This is a genomic window from Pseudomonas sp. B13(2017) (assembly GCF_002113245.1).
In the GTDB taxonomy this organism is placed as follows: Bacteria; Pseudomonadota; Gammaproteobacteria; order Pseudomonadales; family Pseudomonadaceae; genus Aquipseudomonas; species Aquipseudomonas putida_Z.
In genome coordinates this window covers 182,951-203,527 of the sequence record NZ_NEJX01000007.1, presented here as the reverse complement: position 1 = coordinate 203,527, position 20,577 = coordinate 182,951, and the positions used below count along the sequence as shown (strand labels likewise).

The 20,577-nt window shown below is 64.4% G+C and carries 17 protein-coding genes; 9 read left to right on the top strand and 8 right to left on the bottom strand.

Annotated features, from left to right (window positions below; translation table 11 throughout):
- Window positions 1-99: 99 nt before the first annotated feature.
- Window positions 100-1,470, top strand: a complete 1,371-nt coding sequence (radA, locus tag CAG44_RS12335; protein ID WP_003251626.1) for a DNA repair protein RadA — start codon at window positions 100-102, stop codon at window positions 1,468-1,470.
- A gap of 177 nt (window positions 1,471-1,647) precedes the next feature.
- Here radA and CAG44_RS12330 read toward each other — a convergent pair whose 3' ends face one another.
- A complete protein-coding gene (locus CAG44_RS12330; RefSeq protein WP_085593012.1) occupies window positions 1,648-3,165 on the bottom strand; it encodes a nucleobase:cation symporter-2 family protein in 1,518 nt (505 codons plus the stop codon).
- A 263-nt stretch (window positions 3,166-3,428) separates the two neighbouring features.
- Entirely contained in the window at window positions 3,429-3,791 is a 363-nt protein-coding gene (locus CAG44_RS12325) for a PilZ domain-containing protein (RefSeq protein WP_085593014.1), read from the bottom strand.
- A 178-nt stretch (window positions 3,792-3,969) separates the two neighbouring features.
- Here CAG44_RS12325 and CAG44_RS12320 point away from each other — a divergent pair, with 178 nt between their 5' ends.
- The 3 genes from CAG44_RS12320 (at window position 3,970) to yjiA (ending at window position 7,371) form a co-directional block, all read left to right on the top strand.
- Window positions 3,970-6,036, top strand: a complete 2,067-nt coding sequence (locus CAG44_RS12320; RefSeq protein WP_024087740.1) for a carbon starvation CstA family protein — start codon at window positions 3,970-3,972, stop codon at window positions 6,034-6,036.
- Window positions 6,037-6,049: 13 nt separating this feature from the next.
- Window positions 6,050-6,247: a YbdD/YjiX family protein gene (locus CAG44_RS12315; RefSeq protein WP_013974210.1), complete on the top strand. Its 198-nt coding sequence runs from the start codon at window positions 6,050-6,052 to the stop codon at window positions 6,245-6,247.
- Window positions 6,248-6,393: 146 nt separating this feature from the next.
- Complete coding sequence (gene yjiA / locus CAG44_RS12310; RefSeq protein WP_015271793.1) at window positions 6,394-7,371, top strand: GTPase; 978 nt, start codon at window positions 6,394-6,396, stop codon at window positions 7,369-7,371.
- Here yjiA and CAG44_RS12305 read toward each other — a convergent pair.
- Window positions 7,331-8,818 carry a methylenetetrahydrofolate reductase C-terminal domain-containing protein gene (locus tag CAG44_RS12305; RefSeq protein ID WP_085692222.1) on the bottom strand — a complete coding sequence of 496 codons (1,488 nt, stop codon included), beginning with the start codon at window positions 8,816-8,818 and terminating at the stop codon, window positions 7,331-7,333. The genes yjiA and CAG44_RS12305 overlap by 41 nt on opposite strands.
- Before the next feature lie 335 nt (window positions 8,819-9,153).
- Here CAG44_RS12305 and metE point away from each other — a divergent pair, with 335 nt between their 5' ends.
- The gene (metE, locus tag CAG44_RS12300; protein ID WP_085692221.1) at window positions 9,154-11,445 is read left to right on the top strand and encodes a 5-methyltetrahydropteroyltriglutamate--homocysteine S-methyltransferase; all 2,292 of its coding nucleotides are present in this window, start codon (window positions 9,154-9,156) and stop codon (window positions 11,443-11,445) included.
- Between the two features lie 136 nt (window positions 11,446-11,581).
- On the opposite strand, the gene CAG44_RS12295 is transcribed toward metE, so the two are convergent.
- Complete coding sequence (locus tag CAG44_RS12295) at window positions 11,582-12,760, bottom strand: acetyl-CoA C-acetyltransferase (protein ID WP_085692220.1); 1,179 nt, start codon at window positions 12,758-12,760, stop codon at window positions 11,582-11,584.
- A gap of 176 nt (window positions 12,761-12,936) precedes the next feature.
- On the opposite strand from CAG44_RS12295, the gene CAG44_RS12290 reads away from it, so the two are divergent.
- Entirely contained in the window at window positions 12,937-13,203 is a 267-nt protein-coding gene (locus tag CAG44_RS12290; RefSeq protein WP_085692244.1) for a PepSY domain-containing protein, read from the top strand.
- Complete coding sequence (locus CAG44_RS12285) at window positions 13,200-13,733, top strand: cytochrome b/b6 domain-containing protein (RefSeq protein WP_085692219.1); 534 nt, start codon at window positions 13,200-13,202, stop codon at window positions 13,731-13,733. Before CAG44_RS12290 ends, CAG44_RS12285 begins: the two co-directional genes overlap by 4 nt.
- 118 nt (window positions 13,734-13,851) lie before the next feature.
- Here the strand turns inward: CAG44_RS12285 and CAG44_RS12280 are convergent, their stop codons facing one another.
- Genes CAG44_RS12280 through CAG44_RS12265 form a run of 4 tightly spaced genes read right to left on the bottom strand, consistent with a single transcriptional unit; the run spans window position 13,852 to window position 17,986 of the window.
- Window positions 13,852-14,961 (bottom strand): agmatine/peptidylarginine deiminase, encoded by a 1,110-nt coding sequence (locus CAG44_RS12280; protein WP_085692218.1) that lies wholly within the window; start codon window positions 14,959-14,961, stop codon window positions 13,852-13,854.
- A 3-nt stretch (window positions 14,962-14,964) separates the two neighbouring features.
- Complete coding sequence (locus tag CAG44_RS12275) at window positions 14,965-16,050, bottom strand: extracellular solute-binding protein (protein ID WP_143493860.1); 1,086 nt, start codon at window positions 16,048-16,050, stop codon at window positions 14,965-14,967.
- 2 nt (window positions 16,051-16,052) lie between these two features.
- On the bottom strand, window positions 16,053-16,949 hold the full coding sequence (aguB, locus tag CAG44_RS12270) for an N-carbamoylputrescine amidase (RefSeq protein WP_085692216.1): 897 nt from the start codon (window positions 16,947-16,949) through the stop codon (window positions 16,053-16,055).
- Window positions 16,946-17,986: an agmatine/peptidylarginine deiminase gene (locus tag CAG44_RS12265; protein WP_085692215.1), complete on the bottom strand. Its 1,041-nt coding sequence runs from the start codon at window positions 17,984-17,986 to the stop codon at window positions 16,946-16,948. The genes aguB and CAG44_RS12265 overlap by 4 nt, the downstream gene beginning before the upstream one ends.
- 135 nt (window positions 17,987-18,121) lie before the next feature.
- Between CAG44_RS12265 and CAG44_RS12260 the strand changes: the two genes are divergently transcribed.
- Both CAG44_RS12260 and fabV read left to right on the top strand, forming a co-directional pair.
- Window positions 18,122-18,982 carry a LysR substrate-binding domain-containing protein gene (locus CAG44_RS12260; RefSeq protein WP_085692214.1) on the top strand — a complete coding sequence of 287 codons (861 nt, stop codon included), beginning with the start codon at window positions 18,122-18,124 and terminating at the stop codon, window positions 18,980-18,982.
- A 251-nt stretch (window positions 18,983-19,233) separates the two neighbouring features.
- A complete protein-coding gene (gene fabV, locus CAG44_RS12255; protein ID WP_075046363.1) occupies window positions 19,234-20,445 on the top strand; it encodes an enoyl-ACP reductase FabV in 1,212 nt (403 codons plus the stop codon).
- Window positions 20,446-20,577: the final 132 nt, after the last annotated feature.

The following is a 20,577-nucleotide window of genomic DNA, read 5'->3' as shown; positions in this document are numbered from 1 at the left end:
CAGACTGCTGTTAGAACGAATAGTTTTGTCGCATCCCGAGGCGTTCGAGGCACGTCCGGCTCGGCTATCATGGCGGTTTTTTTCCAGGAGACCCCAGCCATGGCCAAGGCCAAGCGCTTGTATGGCTGCACCGAGTGCGGTGCGACCTTCCCCAAATGGGCCGGCCAGTGTGGCGAATGCGGGGCCTGGAACACGCTGGTCGAGACCATGATCGAAAGCGGCGGCGCAGCTGCACCCAGTAGCGGCCGTGCCGGCTGGACCGGGCAGCAGGCGCAGATCAAGACCCTGGCCGAAGTCAGCGTCGAGGAAATCCCGCGCTTCACCACCAGCAGCACCGAGCTGGACCGCGTGCTGGGCGGTGGCCTGGTGGATGGCTCGGTGGTGTTGATCGGTGGTGACCCCGGCATCGGCAAGTCGACCATCCTGCTGCAGACCTTGTGCAACATTGCCGTGGGCATGCCGGCGCTGTATGTCACCGGCGAGGAGTCGCAGCAGCAGGTGGCCATGCGCTCCCGGCGCCTGGGCCTGCCCCAGGACCAGCTCAAGGTGATGACCGAAACCTGCATCGAGACCATCATCGCCACGGCCCGCGTCGAGAAACCGCGGGTCATGGTGATCGACTCGATCCAGACCATTTTCACCGAGCAGCTGCAATCGGCTCCCGGCGGCGTGGCCCAGGTGCGCGAAAGCACGGCGTTGCTGGTGCGCTACGCCAAGCAGAGCGGCACGGCGATCTTCCTGGTCGGCCACGTGACCAAGGAAGGCTCGCTGGCCGGCCCGCGGGTACTCGAGCACATGGTCGACACCGTGCTGTATTTCGAGGGCGAGTCCGATGGCCGCCTGCGCCTGCTGCGGGCGGTGAAGAACCGCTTTGGCGCGGTCAACGAGTTGGGTGTGTTCGGCATGACCGACCGTGGCCTGAAGGAGGTATCCAACCCCTCGGCGATCTTCCTCAACCGCACCCAGGAGGAAGTACCGGGCAGCGTGGTGATGGCGACCTGGGAGGGCACCCGGCCGATGCTGGTGGAGGTGCAGGCGCTGGTCGACGACAGCCACCTGGCCAACCCGCGCCGGGTGACCCTGGGCCTGGACCAGAACCGCCTGGCCATGTTGCTGGCAGTGCTGCACCGCCACGGCGGTATTCCCACCCATGACCAGGATGTGTTCCTCAACGTGGTGGGCGGGGTGAAGGTGCTGGAAACCGCCTCGGACCTGGCGCTGCTGGCGGCGGTGATGTCCAGCCTGCGCAACCGGCCCCTGGCCCATGGCCTGCTGGTGTTTGGCGAGATCGGCCTGTCGGGCGAGGTGCGGCCGGTGCCCAGTGGTCAGGAGCGTTTGAAGGAAGCCGCCAAGCATGGTTTCAAGCGGGCCATCGTGCCCAAGGGCAATGCGCCGAAAGAGGCTCCGGCAGGGTTGCAGGTGATTGCCGTTACCCGGCTGGAGCAGGCCCTGGATGCGCTGTTCGAATAATTCGTGGCCTGTACCGGCCTCTTCGCGGGCACCCCCGCTCCCACAGGATCACCTCGGTCTCCGAAGCTTGTGCAGTCCCTGTGGGAGCGGGCGCGCCCGCGAAGAGGCCGGCACAGGCAAAACGAAAAAGGGGCCGACGATGCGCGTCGGCCCCCCACCTCACCGCTCAGTCAGCAGTCAATGCTCGGCAACCGCACTGCGCCTGACCGTTTCATTGCCATGCTCGTCCAGTTCCAGCATCGGCACTTCATTACCCTCGGCATCGAACAGCTTGCCATCCTTGAAGTAGTCGCCATCACGCAGCGCTGAAATGTCCGAGTACTGGATGGTGCGCTCGTACGCGGCGGCAAACACCGACTGCTGGTCCGAGTTGCCGGCGGTGAAGTGGTTGAAGATCAGGTTCAGCAGGATGGCCATGATCGCCGCCGAGCTGATGCCCGAGTGGAAGATGGTCTCGAACCAGTTCGGGAAGTGGTGGTAGAAGGTCGGTGCGGCAATCGGGATCATGCCGAAGCCCAGCGAGGCAGCGACGATGATCAGGTTGACGTTGTTCTTGTAGCTGACCTTGGACAGGGTGCGGATACCGCTGGCCGCCACGGTGCCGAACAGCACGATGCCCGCGCCACCCAGTACCGGAGTAGGGACTGCGGCAATCACCCGGCCCATGATAGGCAGCAGGCCGAGCACCACCAGGATCACGCCACCGGTGGCCACCACGTAGCGGCTCTTGACCCCGGTCACGGCTACCAGGCCGACGTTCTGGGCGAACGCGCTTTGGGTGAACGAGCCGAAGATCGGCGCCAGGATGCTCGAGGCCATGTCGGCGCGCAGGCCGTTGCCCAGGCGCTTTGAGTCGACCTTGGTGTCGATGATCTCACCCACGGCGAGGATGTCGGCCGAGGTTTCCACCAGGGTCACCATGATCACGATGCACATCGACAGGATCGCGGCGATGTGGAATTCCGGCATGCCGAAATGGAACGGCGTGGGGAAGGCGAACATCGGGCCCTCGGTGACCTTGCTGAAGTCGGCCATGCCCAGCGCCCAGGCGATCAGGGTGCCGACCACCATGGCCAGCAGGATCGACAGGCGCGAGATCGCCGCGCTGCCCAGCTTGCTCAGCAGCAGCACGATGGCGAAGGTCAGGGCTGCCAGGCCGATGTTGGCCACGCTGCCGAATTCCGGCGAGGCGCTGTTGCCACCCATCACCCAGCGAGCGGCCACGGGCATCAGGGTCAGGCCGATGGTGGTGATGACGATGCCGGTTACCAGCGGCGGGAAGAACTTGGTGATGCGCGAGAACACCGGGGTGATCAGAAAGCCGATCAGCGACGCTGCCATGACCGCGCCGAGCACGCCTGGCAGGCCACCGCCGCCCTCGCTGCTGAGGATTGCACCCATGGTTGCCACACCGGCGAACGACACGCCCTGCACCAGCGGCAACTGGCAGCCGAAGAACGGCAGGCCGAGGGTTTGCAGCAGGGTGGCCAGGCCACCGGCAAACAACGAAGCGGCGATCAGCATGCCGATTTCGGCACCGTTCAGGCCCGCGGCCTGCCCCAGGATCAGGGGTACCGCGACGATCCCCCCGTACATGGTCAGCACATGCTGCAGACCATAGGCCAGGTTGGCACCAAGGCCGAGGTTTTCATCCTCGGGGCGCTTGGCGGGAGACGTGCTAGGGGACGTAGTCATGGAGCAGGCTCTCTGTTTATTGTTGTGGTGCTACTGTAGACACTTCCTACAAATGATTGCCACAAGAATTGTATACAATATTTTGATCGGAGCGCGCACAAGAGCGCCCGCAAGGTGTGCGAGAACCCAATGCAGAAGGCGTACCAACTCGTCAGAGGCTGTGCTAGAGGGGTGTGTACAAAACGCTGCTACCCAGGCTTAAAGCTGTCTGGGTAGACAGGAAACACAAGGTGGGGAAGCCATTAGCTAGCTAAGAGATTTCATTATTCGATGAGTTCGCGCAGCTCACGCATCATTTCGGTGCTGTCGGCCACGTTCAATTCCACAAGACGGTGCAGATGAGTCATCGACTCGACGTCGATGTACAGGCAGATGAAACCCAGGCGGTCTGGTTCCTCATGGCGCAGTTCAACCTGCATCTGTACCCGTGCATCGGGGGCCAGGTGAATGATGGCATCGAAATCCTGGGTCAGGTCGGCATCCCAATTTGCCGGGCGTTCGATCAGCAAACCTTTGAGTGAAAGGTCCAGCAGCTTGGCAGGCCAGCGTTGCACGCCCTGGCGCAGTTCGGTTGGGGCGTCGAAGTCGATGCGCTGGAAACGGCGGCGTTCGTCGTGATCGCTCATGGGGTAGATCCTCGCATAGGTCCTCAGGTGACATCCTGACTATAGTTAGAGTGGTATGTACATCAGGTACCGCAATCTGGCCGCAGAGGCTCTAGACCAAAGCAAGTGTGGCAATGCGCGATGACTCGCCCTAGACTCGATGGGCGGTCTTTTCCAATCCACCAGCTGGAAGCAAACCATGAACAACAATAATAGCCTGCTACGCCACATTCCGTGGCTGGCGCTGGCAGTCATAGGAGCCTGTGCGCTGGGTGTGGTTGCCCTGCGTCGCGGCGAGGCGATCAATGCCTTGTGGATCGTGGTCGCGGCAGTGGCCATCTACCTGGTCGCCTATCGCTACTACAGTCTGTTCATCGCCACCAAGGTGATGCAGCTCGACCCACGCCGTGCCACCCCGGCGGTGCTCAACAACGACGGCCTGGACTACGTCCCGACCAACAAACACATCCTCTTCGGCCACCACTTCGCCGCCATCGCTGGTGCAGGGCCCTTGGTCGGCCCGGTACTCGCCGCGCAGATGGGCTACCTGCCCGGCACGCTGTGGCTGATCGCCGGCGTGGTGCTGGCTGGTGCGGTGCAGGACTTCATGGTCCTGTTCCTGTCCACCCGCCGCAACGGCCGTTCGCTGGGCGACATGGTGCGCGAGGAGATGGGCCGCATCCCGGGCACCATCGCCCTGTTCGGCTGCTTCCTGATCATGATCATCATCCTCGCGGTGCTGGCGCTGATCGTGGTCAAGGCCCTGGCCGAAAGCCCGTGGGGCATGTTCACGGTGATGGCGACCATCCCGATCGCGATGTTCATGGGCATCTACATGCGCTACATCCGCCCGGGCCATATCGGTGAGATCTCGGTCATCGGCGTGGTGCTGCTGCTGGCTTCGATCTGGCTGGGGGGCCAGATTGCCGCAGATCCGACCTGGGGCCCGGCGTTCACCTTCACCGGCGTGCAGATCACCTGGATGCTGGTGGGCTATGGCTTTGTCGCCGCGGTACTGCCGGTATGGCTGGTACTGGCGCCACGTGACTACCTGTCGACCTTCCTCAAGATCGGCACCATCGTCGGCTTGGCCATCGGTATCCTGATCATCGCGCCCGAGCTGAAGATGCCGGCGCTGACCCAGTTCACCGACGGCACCGGCCCGGTGTGGAAGGGCACCCTGTTCCCGTTCCTGTTCATCACCATTGCCTGTGGCGCGGTGTCCGGCTTCCACGCGTTGATCTCCTCGGGGACCACGCCGAAGCTGCTGGACAACGAAACCAACGCCCGCTACATCGGCTACGGCGGCATGCTGATGGAATCCTTCGTTGCCATCATGGCCATGGTCGCCGCCTCGGTGATCGAGCCAGGCGTGTACTTCGCCATGAACAGCCCGGCCGCAGTGGTCGGTGCCGACGTGGCGTCGGTTGCGCAAACGGTGAGCAGCTGGGGCTTCCTGATCACCCCTGAGCAGCTCGAGGCCACCGCCCGCGACATTGGCGAGCACACCGTGCTGGCCCGTGCCGGTGGTGCGCCGACCCTGGCCGTGGGTATCGCGCAGATCCTGCACCAGGTGCTGCCGGGTGAAAACACCATGGCCTTCTGGTACCACTTCGCGATCCTGTTCGAGGCGCTGTTCATCCTCACCGCGGTAGACGCCGGCACCCGTGCCGGGCGCTTCATGCTGCAGGACCTGCTGGGCAGCTTCGTGCCGGCGCTCAAGCGCACCGAGTCGTGGACTGCCAACCTGATCGGTACTGCCGGTTGCGTGGCCCTGTGGGGCTACCTGCTGTACCAGGGCGTGATCGACCCGCTGGGTGGCATCAACACCCTGTGGCCGCTGTTCGGTATCTCCAACCAGATGCTGGCCGGTATCGCCCTGATGCTCGGCACCGTAGTGCTGATCAAGATGAAGCGCCAGCGCTACGTCTGGGTCACCCTGCTGCCGGCCGTGTGGCTGCTGATCTGCACCACCACCGCAGGCCTGATCAAGCTGTTCGACCCGAACCCGGCAGTCGGCTTCCTTGCCCTGGCCAAGAAGTACAGCACCGCGCTGGACGCCGGCCAGGTACTGGCCCCGGCCAAGGACATCGGGCAGATGCAGCACGTGATCTTCAACGCCTACACCAACGCCGGCCTGACCGTGCTGTTCCTGGTGGTGGTGTTCAGCGTGCTGTTCTTCGCTGTCAAGGTCGGTTTCGCCGCCCTCGGCCGCAAGGAGCGTACCGACAAGGAAACCCCGTTCCAGGCCCTGCCTGACGCTTGAGAGGACTGCTGCGATGTTCAACGATCTGGGTCGACTGGGTAAATACCTGGGGCAGGCAGCCCGCCTGATGGTCGGCATGCCCGACTACGACAACTACGTCGAGCACATGCAGACCAAGCACCCGGACAAGCCGGTCATGACGTACGAGGAGTTCTTCCGCGAACGCCAGGAAGCGCGTTATGGCGGCAAGTCCGGGCCCAAGTGCTGTTGAGCCACAAGCGTTAACCTGTCCCGGCCTCATCGCCGGCAAGCCGGCTCCCACAGGTACTCCACAGGCCTCAAGGTCTGTGCGGTACCTGTGGGAGCTGGCTTGCCGGCGATGAGGCCAGTGTTTTTTCCGCACAGGAGATGTTCTGCGTGCAGACGCCTATTCCCGTAACCGTACTCACTGGCTTCCTCGGTGCCGGCAAGACCACCTTGCTCAAGCACATGCTCAAGGCCGAACACGGCCTGAAGATCGCCGTGATCGAAAACGAATTCAGCGAGGCCGGCATCGACAGCCAGCTGCTGGGCGACGAGCCGGTGCAGGTGATGACCCTGGCCAATGGCTGCGTGTGCTGCAGCATCCACGGCGACCTGACCCGCGCCTTGTACCTGCTGCTCGAACGCCTGGATGCCGGCGAGATCGCCTTCGACCGCCTGGTAATCGAATGCACCGGCCTGGCCGACCCGGCGCCGGTGGCCCAAACCTTCTTCATCGACGAAGAACTGCGTGAGCGCTACATCCTCGACGGCATCATCACCCTGGTCGATGCCGCCCACGCCGAGCTGCACCTGACCCAGACCATCGCCCAGGCCCAGGTCGGCTTTGCCGATCGCCTGCTGCTGAGCAAGACCGACCTGGTCGAGCCCGCTGCGGTCGAGGCCCTGCGCGAGCGCCTGGCCCGCATCAATGGCCGGGCTGCGATCCGTGTGGTCGAGCATGGTCGCATCGACCTGGCCGAGCTGCTGGATGTGCGTGGTTTCAACCTCAACCCCGATCTGGGCGCGAACTTGAAGCCAGCGCTACGCCCGCTACTCAAGCCCGCTACCCCGGACCGGATCTCCACCTTGGTGCTGCGCACGGAAAGCGCGCTGGACATCGACCGCCTCAGCGACTTCATGAACGAACTGCTGGAAACCCACGGCAAGCAGCTGCTGCGCTACAAGGGCGTGCTGAACATTGCCGGTGAAGCGCGCAAGCTGGTGTTCCAGGGTGTGCTCAAGCTCTATGGCTTCGACTGGGACGCCGAATGGGCCGAGGGGGAAACCCGCGAGAGCGTGATGGTGTTCATTGCAGATGAACTGCCCGAGGCTACGATTCGTGCTGGGTTCGAGGCACTGGCTGCGGGCTGAGCTGACGCGGCGTCTGGGCCTGGAACCACTGCGGCCATGAGCTGCGGTGGCGTGTATCGAGCTCGATGCACGGGATCAGGCGCTCGGTCAGCAGCGCCGTCTGCCGCACCGCCTTGGCGGTGCGGTACTTGACGCTGTGGATGCACTCGCGGTCGCCGAACTCGCAGCGGTTCAGCGCGGTGCCGCCGCAGGGGCCGTTGGCCAGGCCCTTGGGGCAGGTTTCCGGGCAGATGTACAGGGTGTCCTCCAGGCGGCAGCGGCCGCAGGTGTCGCAGCCTACCAGCGGGTGCTTCACCGCGTGTTCCACCTTGTGCAGCACCTGCGCGCCAAGGCGGGTAGCCCACATCGGCTGGCGCACGGCCCAGCCAAATGCCTTGCTCAGGCCATTACGGCGGCTGAACAGCAGCGAATGCATGCCGTGCATCAGGTGATAGTGCGCTTTCTCCTTGAACGAGGCATCGACCCGTGACTCGCCCTGGCGCCAGCTCGCTTGCGGCGGGTGGAAGCTGACTGCCGGCAGGCCGGGCATCTGCCAGCTGGCATGCCAGGCCGGCGCCCATTGTTCCAGCGTGTGGATTTGCGCCTGCCAGTGCTCGATGCGTGCTTCCAGGGCCAGCAGTTGCTTGAGTTCGTGAACCCCCGACAGATGCACGCCGGCGTAGCCCATCAGCTTCACGCCAATGATCTGCAAGGCCAGGCGGTCGACGCTGCGCGCCTGGGCAAAGGCCTTGGACTGCTCCGCTTCCGCTTCCAGCATGTCGCGCATGGACGGCGTGACGGTCACGCCGGCCACGTGCTCGAGCATCGTCGCACGCCCGTGGGTGAGGCTCATCAGGCAGGCCAGCATCGGCCTGGGCGCGGCCTGGCGGTTCATCCAGTGCATGGCTTCCTGGTGTTTGCCGGCATCGAAACCCAGTTGCAGGGTGAGGAAGTCGGCGCCCGCCGCCAGTTTTTTCTCGGCCTTGAAGTATTGGGCGCCGCCTTCTTCCTCGCAGTACTTGAACGGGTTGAGCGCCGCGCCAAGCAGCCAGTGCGGGCAGGCCTGGCGGGCGATCTGCAGGGCTGCGACCGATTCCAGGTAGCGTACCGGGCGCTGGCCGGGCTGGTGGCCCGGCAGGCGGTCGCCGGTGAGCAGCAACAGCTGGTCGAGGCCGGCGGCATCCATGCGTTGCAGTTGGGCGAGCAGGTGGTGGCGTTCGCGGTCCTTGCCGGAGAAGTGCGGCAGGGCGGGTACCGGGTTGCTGAACGAGGCGAGGGCGTCCAGTGGCGACATGTCCAGCGGGCTGCCGACGCGGTCGCCGATGGCCACGGTCATCGGCCAGCCGCACAGGTGCGCACGGGCCAGGATCGCGTCCATGGCGGCGAAGCGTTCTGCGGAGGGCTTGGGAACGAACTCCATGACGCAAACGAAGGTGTTTTCGCGCAGCGCGGTTTTCAGCAGGCTCATGGGGCCGGGTACCTGGTTTGGTCAGGGTGGCATTGTGCGGCAGAAGGCGGGTGGGGTCATGTCCGGATGCGCAGGGTGGTGCTCTGAATGAGACATCCGGGTTTGCCTGTGCCGGCCTCTTCGCGGGCGCGCCCGCTCCCACAGGTAATGCATGAACCTTGAAGCATGTGGGAATCCTGTGGGAGCGGGCATGCCCGCGAAGGGGCCAATACAGACAGAACAAATTCACGAACATGAGAAAACCTTGAGTTCATCTTAAATTTAATGAGTTTGTCTCAAGATGCCAGCGCCCGGAAAATCCCCCTCATTCATTTATGCATGCTGAGGGACAAGACATGGCACTGGCACACAACCTGGGCTTTCCACGTATCGGCCGCGACCGCGAGCTGAAAAAGGCCCAGGAAGCCTTCTGGAAGGGTGAACTCGACGAGGCCGGCCTGCGCGCCGTCGGCCGCGAGCTGCGTGCCCGCCACTGGCAGGTGCAGAAAGACGCCGGCATCGAACTGCTGCCGGTCGGCGACTTCGCCTGGTACGACCAGGTGCTGACCCACTCGCTGACCTTCGGCGTGATCCCGCATCGCTTTCGCAGCGACGACGCTACCGGGCCCACCCTGCAGACCCTGTTCGCCATGGCCCGTGGCGCTGTGGGTGACAGCTGCTGCGGCGGCGCGCATGCCCAGGAAATGACCAAGTGGTTCGACACCAACTACCACTACCTGGTCCCCGAATTCACCGCCGACCAGCAGTTCGCCCTGAGCTGGGAGCAGCTATTCGAAGAAGTGGCAGAAGCCCAGGCCCTGGGCCATGCGGTCAAGCCGGTGGTCATCGGCCCGCTGACCTACCTGTGGCTGGGCAAGGCCAAGGGTGGCGATTTCGACAAGCTGGAGCTGCTCGACCGCCTGCTGCCGCTGTATGACCAGATCCTCAACCGCCTGGCTGCCCAAGGCGTGGAATGGGTGCAGATCGATGAGCCGATCCTGGCCCTGGACCTGCCTCAGGACTGGAAGAATGCCTACGAGCGGGTCTACAACATCCTTCAGCGGGCGCCACTGAAGAAGCTGATCGCCACCTACTTCGGCGGCCTGGAAGACAACCTGGGCCTGGCCGCCAACCTGCCGGTCGATGGCCTGCACATCGACCTGGTACGTGCGCCCGAGCAGTACCCGACCATCCTCGACCGCCTGCCGGCCTACAAGGTGCTGTCGCTGGGCCTGGTCAACGGTCGCAACGTCTGGCGCTGCGACCTGGAAAAGGCGCTGGAGGTACTGCGCCATGCCCATGAGCGCCTGGGTGAGCGGCTGTGGGTGGCGCCGTCCTGCTCGCTGCTGCACAGCCCGGTGGACCTGGACCGTGAAGACCAGCTCGATGCCGAACTGCACAGCTGGCTGGCCTTCGCCGTGCAGAAGTGCCAGGAAGTGGCGCTGCTGGCCAAGGCCATCAATGCCCCACAAGCCGACGACGTGGCCGCCGCATTGGCCCAGAGCCAGGCCGTGCAGGCCAGCCGCGCCGCTTCGCCGCGTATTCACAAGCCGGCCGTGCAGGCCCGCCTGGCGGCCATCGAGCCCGCTGACAGCCAGCGTCAGTCGGCGTTTGCCCAACGTATCGCCAAGCAGCGTGCGGGGCTCGACCTGCCGGCGTTCCCGACCACCACCATCGGTTCGTTCCCGCAGACCTCGGCGATTCGCCTGGCACGCCAGGCCTACAGGCAGGGCAAGCTGACCGAGGCCGATTACGTCGAGGCCATGCACAGCGAGATCCGCCATGCGGTGAAAATCCAGGAGGACCTGGGCCTGGATGTGCTGGTGCACGGCGAGGCCGAGCGCAACGACATGGTCGAGTACTTCGCCGAGCAGATCGATGGCTATGTGTTCACCCGCTTCGGCTGGGTGCAGAGCTATGGTTCGCGCTGCGTGAAGCCTGCGGTGATCGTTGGCGACCTGAGCCGGCCGAAGGCCATGACCGTGGAATGGATAAAGTACGCCCAAGGCCTGACCAGCAAGGTGATGAAGGGCATGCTGACCGGCCCGGTGACCATGCTGATGTGGTCGTTCCCGCGTGAAGACGTGAGCCGCGAAGTGCAGGCGCGCCAGCTGGCGCTGGCGATCCGCGACGAAGTGGTCGACCTGGAAGCAGCGGGTATCAGGATCGTGCAGATCGACGAAGCGGCCTTCCGTGAAGGCCTGCCGCTGCGCCACGGCGCCTGGGCCCATTACCTGGAGTGGGCCACCGAGGCCTTCCGCCTTTGTGCCTCGGGGGTGCGTGACGAAACCCAGATCCACACCCACATGTGCTACAGCGAGTTCAACGACGTGATCGAGTCGATCGCGGCGATGGATGCCGACGTGATCACCATCGAGACCTCGCGCTCGGACATGGAGCTGCTGGCGGCGTTCGAGCGGTTCGCCTACCCCAACGAGATCGGCCCGGGTGTATATGACATTCATTCGCCACGGGTGCCGACGCGTGAGGAAATGGTCAAGCTGCTGCGCAAGGCTGCCCGGCGTATCCCGGCCGAGCGCCTGTGGGTCAACCCGGATTGCGGGCTGAAGACCCGCGGCTGGCCGGAGACCGAGGCAGCGCTGGTGAACATGGTCGCAGCTGCCCGCGAGCTGCGTGCCACTGCCTGATTTTTCGCTGCCTTTACCGGCCTCTTCGCGGGCTTGCCCGCTCCCACAGGGACCCAAATGATACTGAATCCAGTGGGGTCCCTGTGGGAGCGGGCAAGCCCGTGAAGAGGCCGGGCCTGCTTGAATCAGTCCGAGATCAACGCTCGATTGCCAAGGCCACGCCTTGCCCGCCACCAATGCACAGGGTTGCCAGGCCTTTCCTGGCGTCCCGCTTGATCATCTCGTGCAGCAGGGTCACCAGCACCCGGCACCCGGACGCACCAATCGGGTGGCCAAGGGCAATCGCCCCGCCATTCACGTTGACCCGCGCGGCATCCCATTCCAGCGCCTTGCCCACGGCCAACGCCTGCGCGGCAAAGGCTTCGTTGGCTTCGATCAGGTCCAGCTCGGCCAGTTGCCAGCCGGCCTTGTCCAGGCAGCGCTGGGTGGCCGAAACCGGGCCGATGCCCATGATCGCCGGGTCTACACCGGCACTGGCGTAAGCCGCGATCCTGGCCAGCACTGGCAGGCCCAGGGCCTTTGCCTTGGCGGCGCTCATCAGCAGTACGGCGGCGGCGCCGTCATTCAGGCTCGAGGCGTTGCCGGCGGTGACGCTGCCATCCTTCTTGAACGCCGGGCGCAGTTTGCCCAGGGATTCGGCGGTGGTATCCGGGCGTGGCTGCTCGTCCCGCGCGAACACCTTGGGTTCTCCCTTTTTCTGCGGCAGCACGATCGGGGTGATTTCATCATCGAAGCGGCCGGCCTCCATCGCCGCTACCGCCTTGCGCTGCGACTCGGCGGCAAAGGCATCCTGCTGCTCACGGCTGAGGCCGTACTGGTCCACCAGGTTTTCGGCAGTGATACCCATGTGGTAGTCGTTGAAGGCATCCCACAGGCCGTCGGTGATCATGCTGTCGATCAGCTGGCCATGGCCCATGCGCTGGCCGGTGCGGGCCGACGGCATCACGTAGGGGGCAAGGCTCATGTTCTCCTGGCCGCCGGCGATGACTACCTCGGCGTCACCGCAGCGGATGGCCTGAGCGGCCAGGTGCAGTGCCTTCAGGCCCGAGCCGCAGACCTTGTTCAGGGTCATTGCCGGTACGCTGAAGGGCAGGCCGGCCTTGATCGCGGCCTGGCGTGCCGGGTTCTGCCCGGCACCGGCGGTAAGCACCTGGCCGAGGATGACTTCGTCGACCTGCGCCGGGGCCAGCCCGGTCTGTTCCAGCAGGCGTTTGATCACTGCGGCACCCAGGTCTACTGCGGGCACAGTGGCCAAGGCGCCCTGGAAGCTGCCGATGGCGGTACGGGTTGCGGCGACGATGACCACGTCGTTCATGTTGTTGTTCTCCGTGCGATGGGCGTGATGCCTCAAGCATCGGTGGCTTTGGCTCATTTGTTAAGTTTGTTTTTCTTTGCGATTGATGTGTAAAGCAAATGAATGAGCGTAAAGCGGCCTGCAGAACTATGCTGAGGGATGCGCTACTACACTCATCTGGATGGGAGCACATGCCCATGCGTACATTGATCGCGCTGACCCTCTTGATTGGCAGCAGCACTGCATTAGCCGCCACCGAATGCACCACCGCTGACAAAAGCACCTGGCAGGATCAGGAAAAATTCCAGGCGCAGCTCAAGGAGCAGGGCTACAAGATCAACAAGTTCAAGGTCACCAAGGGTAACTGCTACGAGATCTACGGTTTCGACAAGGATGGCAAGAAGGTCGAGATCTACCATGACCCAGTGACGGGCAAGGCAGTCAAGACCGAGTACCACGATTGAACAGCGACGGCACGGTACAGCTGTGGGACCCCCTGCTGCGGCTGTGCCACTGGTCGATCGCCGTGGTGTTCTTCGCCAACTACTTCTTCAACGAAGAGGGTGAAGACTGGCACCAGTGGCTGGGTTACTACGCACTGGCCGTTGTGGTGGTGCGTGTGATCTGGGGCTTTGTCGGGCCACGCAGCGCGCGTTGGGCCGACTTCTGGCCAACCCCGACAAGCCTGGTCGGCCATGCCCGGGCGCTGCTGCATGGGGAGCTTGACCATCACATGGGGCATTCGCCGATTGGCGCCCTGGTGATGGTGCTGATGCTGACCTGCATTGCCGGCCTGGGCCTTACCGGGTGGGCGTCGCAGGAGGTGGACGCGCTGTTTGGTGTCGACTGGCCGATGGACCTGCACAGCTGGCTGGCCAACGCGCTGCTGGTGCTGGTATGCGTGCATGTGCTGGCGGCCATCTACGAGAGCGTGCGCATGCGGGAAAACCTGCCCTGGTCGATGATCACGGGGCGCCGTCGGCACCGCGATTGACTGTGGCGGCCTCTTCGCGGGCTTGCCCGCTCCCACAGGAACTGCACAAATCTTGAGTCTTGTGGAGTGCCTGTGGGAGCGGGCAAGCCCGCGAAGAGGCCAGCACAGGCAACACCTGCTACACAGCCGGGCACTGATGGGTCACACAGTGAATCCCCCCGCCCCCCGCAGCAATGGCATCGATATCCAGCTGCACGATATCCCGCCCCGGATACAACGCCGCCAGCAGCCCCCGCGCTTTCTCGTCCGCCGCCCCATCGCCAAACTGTGGCGCAATGATCGCGCCATTGATCACGAAGTAGTTGATGTACCCAGCGGCAAAGTCGTCATTGCCTTTGCTGAACCTGTTGCGCCGCCCGTGCAGCGGCGGCGACACGACGTGCACCTGCAACCTGCGGCCCTCGGCATCGGTGGCCCGCTTGAGGATCTCCAGGTGCTTGCGCGTTACGGCGTAGTCATACGAGTCCGGGTCGTTATCCAGGTTGGCAATCACCACCCCTGGCCTGACGAAGCGGGCATAGAAGTCCACGTGCCCGTCGGTGATGTCCTGGCCGGCGATGCCCGGTAGCCAGATGATCTTGCTCAGCCCCAGGCGCTCCTTGAGCTCCGCCTCGATCTCGGCCTTGCTCCAGCCCTTGTTGCGGTTGGCGTTGACCCAGCTGCTCTCGGTCATGATGCCCGTGCCGTGGCCGTCCACCTCTATGGCGCCGCCTTCACCCACCAGGTCGCTGCGCTGGTAGCGGGCGCCGGCCAGCGTGGTCACGCGCCTGGCCAGTTGGGCATCGTTGCGGTGACGTTGCTTGTTGCCCCAGCCATTGAAGTTGAAGTCCACCGCCGCCAGGGCTTCGTCATCATCGACGACGAAGTTGGCGCCGATGTCGCGCATCCAGATGTCGTCCAGCTCGCACTCGACGAAACTTGTGCGCTGGCTGGCACAGTGCTGCTCGGCCAGCTCGCGCTCGCTGGCCCGGCAGAACACCGTCACTGGCTGATAGCGCGCGATGGCCTGGGCGATGCGACCGAGGGCGGCCTGCACATCGGCGGTGAAGTCCTCCCAGATCGCATCCTGGGCGCCGAAGGCGATGAATGCGCGTTGCTGCGGCTCGCCTTCGTCCGGCATGAACCAGCGCCCCGGTTCTTCGGCGCGGGCCAGGCCCAGCGGCAGGCCGAGGCTGGCACCGAGGCCGGCGGCCAGCGAAAGTTGCAGGAAGGTTCTACGGCTTGGCATGGCTCAGTCCTGTGCAGTCTTGAAGCGGGTCCACACGCGCATGCGTGCACGCATGTCGGCCTGTGGGATATCGCGGCCCGGGATCAGCCGGGCATAGGTGGCTTGGTCGAGGTAGATATCGGGGTTGTCGCGCATGCGCGGGTCCACTGCCTGGCGTGCCTTGGCGCTGGCGGTAGGGTAACCGGTGAAGTTGCTGATGGCCGCCATGTTCGCCGGGCGCATGACGAAGTTGATGAAACGATAGGCGTAATCCGGGTGCTTGGCATCGGCCGGGATGGCCATGGTATCCATCCACACCGTGGTGCCTTGGCGCGGCACGCGGTACTGGAAGTCGAGCTGCTTGCCCGCGGCGTCGGCGGTACGCTGCGCCTGGATCACGTCGCCACTGTAGCCCAGTGACAGGCACAGGTTCTCGTTGACCAGTTCGGTCACTGGTTGCGACTGGAACTTGCGCACGTACGGGCGAATCGCCTTGAGCAGTTCGCTGGCTGCGGCCAGGTCCTCGCGCTTGGCACTGCGTGGCTCGCGGCCCAGGTAGTTGAGGACCACTGCCAGCACTTCGTCGGGTGAATCGATGACTGAAATACCGCAGTCGGCGAATTTGGCTGCCAGCTCCGGCTTGAACAGCAGGTCGAGGTTGTCCAGCGGTGCATCGGGCATGCGCTGGCGGGCTTTGTCGGCATTCACCGTCAGGCCGATGGTGCCCCAGGTGTAGGGTACGGTCGCCTGGCTGGCCTTGGGGTACCGGGCGTGCAGCTGACGCAGCCCGGGCTCGATGTCGTTCAGGGCCTCCAGGCGGCTGTGGTCCAGTGGCTGCAGGCTGCCGGCGCGCATCAGGCGCTCGGCGACGGTATCACCGGGGAAGACCAGGTCGTAGCCACTGCGCCCGGACATCAGCTTGGCCTCGAGCACTTCGCTGCCGTCCATCACGTCGTAGATCACCTGGATGCCGGTTTCGGCCGTGAACTGCTTGAGAGTGTCCTCGGCAAAATAGTCGGCCCAGTTGTACAGGCGCAGCACGGGCTGCTCGGCCTGAGCCTGGCAGGCGCAGACGGCCAGCGCCAAGGCGGCCAGAACGTGGCGTTTCATGCTCATGCCCTCAGGGTGTGTGGGTGGGTGCCGTCCAGGGTCAGCAGCGGTGCGTACATCTCCGGTCGGCGATCGCGGTAGATGCCCCAGCTCAGGCGGTCTTCCCGCATGCCGGCCAGATCCAGGTCGTGCAGCCAGATGCCACTGCTGTCGCGGTCGGCTTCGGCGAGCATGGCGCCCTTGTGGTCGCAGATGAACGACGAGCCATAGAAGCGCATGGCCAACGATGCGTCGCTGGCTGCGACTTCTTCGCCCACGCGATTGGCCGCCACCACCGGCAACAGGTTGGCGGCGGCGTGGCCGCGCATGGCCACCTGCCAGTGGTCGCGCGAGTCCAGTTCGGCACAGCCGGGCTCGGAGCCGATGGCAGTGGGGAACAGCAGCACTTCGGCGCCCATCAGTGCCAGGCAGCGGGCGGTCTCGGGGAACCACTGGTCCCAGCAGATGCCGATGCCCAGGCGGCCGAAGGCGGTGTCCCAGACCTTGAAGCCGGTATCGCCGGGGCTGAAGTATTCCTTCTCCTGGTAGCCGATGGCGTTGGGGATGTGGGTCTTGCGGTAGACGCCAAGCAGGCGGCCATCGGCATCGGCCACGGTCAGCGAGTTGAAGAAGGCATTGCCGGCGCGCTCGTACCAGCTCAGCGGCAGCACCACGCCCAGCTCGCCGGCCAGTGCGGCGAAGCGCTGCAGGATCGGGCTGGCGGGGTAGGGCTGGGCGAGGGCCTGGTGCTGGTGGTCCTGTTCGATGCAGAAGTACGGGGTGGCGAACAGCTCCTGCAGCAGGATCACCTGGGCCCCCTTGGCGGCAGCCTGGCGAACCAGCTGTTCGGCGCGGTCGAGGTTGCCAGGCAGGTCCCAGCGGCATGGCATCTGGGTGGTGGCGATGCGTAGCAGACTCATGGCTGCACCTCGGGTTGTTGCTGGGTGATGCAATGGATGCCGCCACCACCATGGGCGATGTGGTCGATGCGCACCGGTACGATCTCCCGGCCCGGGAAGGCGTGGGCCAGTTGCGCGGCGGCTTCCAGATCGGCGGCGATGCCATAGGCCGGCATGATGATCGCGCCGTTGGCGATGTAGAAGTTGGTGTACGAGGCGCAGAATACCTCGGCGTCCTGGTCGACGGCGGCGCTGGCTTCATACAGGTCGAGCAGCTCGAAGTGCCGGCCTTGCGCGTCGGTGGCCAGTTCCAGTGCGCGGCGGTTTTCCCGCACGACTTCGGCGTACACCGAATGCTGGTCATGGGTGGCGTCGACCAGCAGCACGCCGGGGCGGGCGAAGGCGCATACACCGTCGACGTGGCCGTCGGTCATGTCGCCGGTGATGTATTGTGGGTCGCCCGGTAGCCAGATGGTCTTGCGGATGCCCAGGTAGCGGGCGAAGCAGGCCTCGAACTCGGCCTTGCTCACGCCAGGGTTGCGGTTGGGGTTGAGCAGCACCGACTCGGTGGTGATCAGGGTGCCTTCGCCGTCCACATGAATCGCCCCGCCTTCGTTGCACAGCGCCGTGCTGAAGCCATCCAGGCCCAAGTGGTCGAGGATGCGCCGGCCGAGGCTGCGGTCCTGGCCGTGCTGCGACTTGTCTCCCCAGGCGTTGAAGCGCCAGCTCAGGCCGGCCAGGCCATGCTGTGGGTGGCAGACGAAGCCAGGGCCGCTGTCCCGGCACCAGCTGTCGTCCACGGCCATTTCGACCAGTTCGATATTGGCGCCGCAGAGGGCACGTGCGCTCTGCAAGGCCGAAGGGTCGACCACCATCTTCACCGGCTCGAAACGGGCGATGGCTGCCGCGACCCGGGCGTAGTCCTGCTGTACGTCGGCCAAGCGCACGTGCCAGCCGCTTTCCCACAGGGCCTGGTTGTGTGGCCAGACCATCCAGGTGGCAGCGTGGCGGGCCCATTCGGCGGGCATGCGCCAGCCGCTGTCGAGGGACAGGTGCATAGTGAACTCCGATCAATTAAGGATTTTTATCAACGAAGCCCGCCGTCGCGGGTGTTGATGTCCATGCTATGGCTAGGCTTGGCCTGCGACAAACGATAGATTTAGCGCACATCTGATCAGCAGGGCTTATCAATCATGCTCAAATACTGGCCACCCCTGAATGCCCTGCGCGGCTTCGAAGCCGCTGCGCGGCTGGGCAGCTTCCACAAGGCCGCCGAAGCGCTGAACCTGACCCAGTCGGCCATCAGCCAGCAGATTCGCAGTCTGGAAACCTACCTGGAGCAGCCGCTGTTCCACCGCAGTGGCCGCAGCGTGAGCCTGACCGACGCCGGGCACGACCTGCTCAGCACCACGCAGTCGCTGCTGCAGCACCTGGCGGTGGGCATTCGCCGGCTCGACCAGTACCGCAAGCCCAACCAACTGGTGGTCAACACCAGCCCGGCCTTTGCCAGGCACTGGCTGCTGCCGCGGCTGGCCGACTTTCACCAGCGCTGCCCGGATGTCGATTTGTGGTTGTTCACCAGTTTCGAGGTGCCGGACATGACGACCGAGACCATCGACCTGGCCATCCGCGACGACCTCAGTGCCCAGGCCGAGTGCAGCTTCAACGTGCTGCACCAGGACCAGCTGTACCCGGCCTGCCACCCGGCGTTGCTGCAAACGCCGATGTCGCGGCGCACCACCTTGCATGGCGAGCGCGAGATGGACTGGAGCCACTGGCAGCTGGAGGGTGGCGAGGATGTGGGGCAGCAGGGCAAGGGGCTGAACTTTTCCGACCCCGGGCTGCTGCTGGATGCGGCGAGCGAGGGGTTGGGGGTGGCCCTGGTCAGCCAGTTGCTGGCGCGGCGGGCGGTGGAGGAGGGGCGTTTGCAGGCTTTGTCGGCGCAGCGCGTGCGTGGGCCGGCGTGGGCGTGCCTGGTGCATCGGGACAGCCAGGATGATCCGCTGGCCCGGCAGTTCCTGGAATGGCTGAAAGGGGCTCTCTTGTCAGATTGATGTTGCCTGCACTGGCTCTATCGCCGGCAAGCCAGCTCCCACAGGTCCCTCACAGGGCTCAAGTTTTGCGCCGTCTTTGTGGGAGCTGGCTTGCCGGCGATAGGGCCGGTACAGGTAATCCACCGTTTTGCATCCCCAAGATCACCCCGTAATATGTGTCGGATAACCTGCGGGGGTAGTCTCACCCTCTGATCAACCGGAATCGCCCATGACGGCGCTTCCCCCGGCATAAACCTGACGAGGTACAGACATTGGCCATCATTCATCCTAAGGTCCGCGGTTTCATCTGCACCACGACTCACCCGAAGGGCTGCGAGCTCAACGTCCGTGACCAGATCGAAGCCACCCGCAAGCTGGGCGTGCGCGAGGATGGCCCGAAGAAGGTCCTGGTCATCGGTGCTTCCAGCGGCTACGGCCTGGCAGCCCGCATCACCGCGGCGTTCGGCTTCAAGGCCGACACCCTGGGCGTGTTCTTCGAAAAGCCAGGCACCGAGACCAAGGCCGGCACCGCTGGCTGGTACAACGCTGCAGCCTTCGACAAGTTCGCCAAGGCCGAAGGCCTGTACAGCAAGTCGATCAATGGTGACGCTTTCTCCGACGAAGCCCGTGCCAAGGTCATCGAACTGATCAAGAACGAAATGGGCGGCAAGGTCGACCTGGTCATCTACTCGCTGGCCTCGCCAGTGCGCAAGCTGCCGCAGACCGGTGAACTGGTGCGTTCGGCCCTGAAGCCGATCGGCCAGCCGTACAAGTCGACCGCCATCGACACCAACAAGGACACCATCATCGAGGCCAGCATCGAGCCGGCTACCGAGCAGGAAATCGCCGACACCGTCACCGTCATGGGTGGCCAGGACTGGCAGCTGTGGATCGACGCCCTGGCTGGCGCCAACGTGCTGGCCGAAGGCGCCCGCACCGTGGCCTTCAGCTACATCGGCAGCGACATCACCTGGCCGATCTACTGGCACGGTGCGCTGGGCCAGGCCAAGCAGGACCTGGACGAAACCGCCCTGCGCCTGGACAAGAAACTGGCCGGTGAAGTGAAGGGCGGCGCCAACGTGGCGGTGCTGAAGTCGGTGGTTACCCAGGCCAGCTCGGCCATCCCGGTGATGCCGCTGTACCTGTCCATGGTGTTCAAGATCATGCAGGAGAAGGGTGTTCACGAAGGCACCCAGGACCAGCTGGACCGCATGTATCGCGACCGCATGTACCGTGCCGACGGCGCGCCGGCCGAAGTCGACGAGAAGGGCCGCCTGCGCCTGGACGACTGGGAACTGCGTGATGACGTACAGGACGCCTGCAAGGCGCTGTGGCCGCAGGTGACCACCGAGAACCTGTTCGAGCTGACCGACTATGCCGGCTACAAGAAGCAGTTCCTCAACCTGTTCGGCTTCGAGCGCGCTGACGTCAACTACGACGAAGACGTGGCTACCGATGTGAAGTTCGACTGCGTCGAGCTGTAATCGCTGCCGGCCTGTACCGGCCCTTTCGCGGGTAAACCCGCTCCCACAGGGATCCCTTTTAACTTGAGGGAAATGGAGTACCTGTAGGAGCGGGTTTACCCGCGAAGTGGCCGGTACAGGCTATAAAATCTT

Bases quoted from the DNA above. Each gene is read 5' to 3' on its own strand.
- CAG44_RS12320 (WP_024087740.1), top strand. From the start codon at position 3,970: ATGAACAACAATAATAGCCTGCTACGCCACATTCCGTGGCTGGCGCTG.
- CAG44_RS12295 (WP_085692220.1), bottom strand. From the start codon at position 12,760: ATGAACGACGTGGTCATCGTCGCCGCAACCCGTACCGCCATCGGCAGC.
- CAG44_RS12280 (WP_085692218.1), bottom strand. From the start codon at position 14,961: ATGCCAAGCCGTAGAACCTTCCTGCAACTTTCGCTGGCCGCCGGCCTC.
- CAG44_RS12290 (WP_085692244.1), top strand. From the start codon at position 12,937: ATGCGTACATTGATCGCGCTGACCCTCTTGATTGGCAGCAGCACTGCA.
- metE (WP_085692221.1), top strand. From the start codon at position 9,154: ATGGCACTGGCACACAACCTGGGCTTTCCACGTATCGGCCGCGACCGC.
- CAG44_RS12330 (WP_085593012.1), bottom strand. From the start codon at position 3,165: ATGACTACGTCCCCTAGCACGTCTCCCGCCAAGCGCCCCGAGGATGAA.
- CAG44_RS12315 (WP_013974210.1), top strand. From the start codon at position 6,050: ATGTTCAACGATCTGGGTCGACTGGGTAAATACCTGGGGCAGGCAGCC.
- CAG44_RS12265 (WP_085692215.1), bottom strand. From the start codon at position 17,986: ATGCACCTGTCCCTCGACAGCGGCTGGCGCATGCCCGCCGAATGGGCC.
- CAG44_RS12260 (WP_085692214.1), top strand. From the start codon at position 18,122: ATGCTCAAATACTGGCCACCCCTGAATGCCCTGCGCGGCTTCGAAGCC.
- CAG44_RS12275 (WP_143493860.1), bottom strand. From the start codon at position 16,050: ATGAAACGCCACGTTCTGGCCGCCTTGGCGCTGGCCGTCTGCGCCTGC.
- radA (WP_003251626.1), top strand. From the start codon at position 100: ATGGCCAAGGCCAAGCGCTTGTATGGCTGCACCGAGTGCGGTGCGACC.
- aguB (WP_085692216.1), bottom strand. From the start codon at position 16,949: ATGAGTCTGCTACGCATCGCCACCACCCAGATGCCATGCCGCTGGGAC.
- CAG44_RS12305 (WP_085692222.1), bottom strand. From the start codon at position 8,818: ATGAGCCTGCTGAAAACCGCGCTGCGCGAAAACACCTTCGTTTGCGTC.
- CAG44_RS12325 (WP_085593014.1), bottom strand. From the start codon at position 3,791: ATGAGCGATCACGACGAACGCCGCCGTTTCCAGCGCATCGACTTCGAC.